Below are 1,804 nucleotides of genomic sequence, written 5' to 3'. Positions count from 1 at the left end.
TTCCTTCTCGCCCGATCGAAATTGGGCGAGCAAATAAAGTTGAGAGTCAATCGGTGATTCGAAGAAATATGGAAAGGGCGAGGAGGCTCGTGCCATCGGGCTTGGCACAATTCGGCAATATGCGGATTTAGCGTTGCGGGCGTGTCTCGCATGAGCCTCCCCGCCTGCGACACAAGCATCGCATGCGGAAAGGCGGACGACAACAATTGTGAGGAGTATATATCATATTCGTTTTTTCTTTTTTGATTGGTCAATAATACAACGCCGAGTCTCGAAAGTCAAGACGCAATTCGGCCAACTTTTGTTCAATGTTTTCATTCCATAATACTTTTTGTGTGCGTGAAATGGCCGATTGCCAGCCTTGCTTCCGCAGGGTCTTCGTGCTTATATTGCCCCATTGTCACATTATGCAACAGGATCTAACTCAGGGAAAGGAATCAAGAGGTTATAGTGGAAAATACCTTGCGGGCGACGGAAGCTGCGGAGCAATCTCAAACCGGAAAATTCATCCTAGCGCCTTATTCCACCGAAGCGCTCATGCTCTTGGTTGTTTTGATTTGGGGGACGAATTACGCCATTGTCAAAGCCAGTTTTAAACAATTCTCACCGTTAGCATTCAACGCGGTACGCTTCATACTCTCGAGTTTTCTTCTCTATTTTATCGCGCGCTCGCGCGGCATAGAATTGCGCATCACGCGGCAGGAGGTTTTACCCATTGCAGGATTGAGTTTCCTTTATATCACCTTGTATCAAATTTTTTTTATCGAGGGCATTGCGCGCACCACCACCGCGAATTCCGCCATGATTCTGGCCGCTACGCCCGCGCTGGTTACGGTTGCCAATCATTTTGCCGGCGGTGAACGGATGGATACGCCGATGGTGATCGGCGCAGCTCTGGCTTTTCTCGGCCTGTATGGCGTTATTGCCGGCGGCGCCGGCAAATTTTCTTTAGCCGGCAGCAATGTGTGGGGCGATGTCTTGACCCTGGGTTCCGTGCTGTGCTGGTCGGCCTACACGGTGCTGGCGCGGCCGCACCTCAAGCGTTTTTCGCCGCTGAAACTAACCGTGTTATCGAATATTTTCGGCACATTGCCGATGCTGCTGTGGAGCTTGCCGGCCCTGCAAGCGCAGGATTGGTTGGCGATTGATTTCAACGGCTGGCTCGGCGCCTGCTATTCCGGCGTTTTTTCGATCGCGGTATCATATATCATTTGGAATTTCAGCCTCGCCAAAATCGGCGCGAACAAAACCGCGATCTATTCGAACGTCGTGCCGGTGGTGGCGGTGCTGACCGGTGTTTTGTTTTTGAATGAGCATATGTCGCAGATGCAAATCTTGGGCGCGATCTGCGTTATTGCCGGCATTGTATTGGCGCGCTGGCGCATGTATTGAAAAACTACTGCGCGTCACCTCTGCAACCAAATGAGGAGAGTATTCCATGAAAACGAGCAAAGCGAGCTGGCTGATTTTTGTTTTTATGTTGGGATGCCTGTCGCTGCGAAGCCACGCGCAAGGGCACGATGAAGCAGCCCGCGCGCTGGCAACCAAAGTTATGCAAGCCATGGGCGGGCGGGAGAATTGGGAGAAAACCACGGAACTCGCTTTTGATTTTGTGGTGGAGAGTGAAGGCAGGGAAGTGACCCGCCGCAGCCACGTGTGGAACCGCGCCACCAGCGGCTATTCGTTGAATTGGAAGGGCAACCAAGACGGCAAAACGTATCGCATCGAATTCAGCGATATCTATCAAAAAACCGGCCAGGTTTGGATTGACGATCAAATCCCGCCGGATTCGACGCGCCAGCAA

2 protein-coding genes are annotated in these 1,804 nt (G+C 51.8%); both read left to right on the top strand.

Annotated elements, in window-relative coordinates:
• The first annotated feature begins 450 nt into the window (after positions 1 to 450).
• On the top strand, positions 451 to 1,392 hold the full coding sequence (locus FBQ85_29920) for a DMT family transporter (GenBank protein ID MDL1879349.1): 942 nt from the start codon (positions 451 to 453) through the stop codon (positions 1,390 to 1,392).
• A 46-nt stretch (positions 1,393 to 1,438) separates the two neighbouring features.
• On the top strand, positions 1,439 to 1,804 hold a 366-nt coding region (locus tag FBQ85_29915; protein MDL1879348.1), incomplete at its 3' end, for a hypothetical protein.

It is taken from the genome of Cytophagia bacterium CHB2 (genome assembly GCA_030263535.1).
In the GTDB taxonomy this organism is placed as follows: domain Bacteria; phylum Zhuqueibacterota; class Zhuqueibacteria; order Zhuqueibacterales; family Zhuqueibacteraceae; genus Coneutiohabitans.
This window is presented reverse-complemented; position numbering and strand designations above follow the sequence as displayed.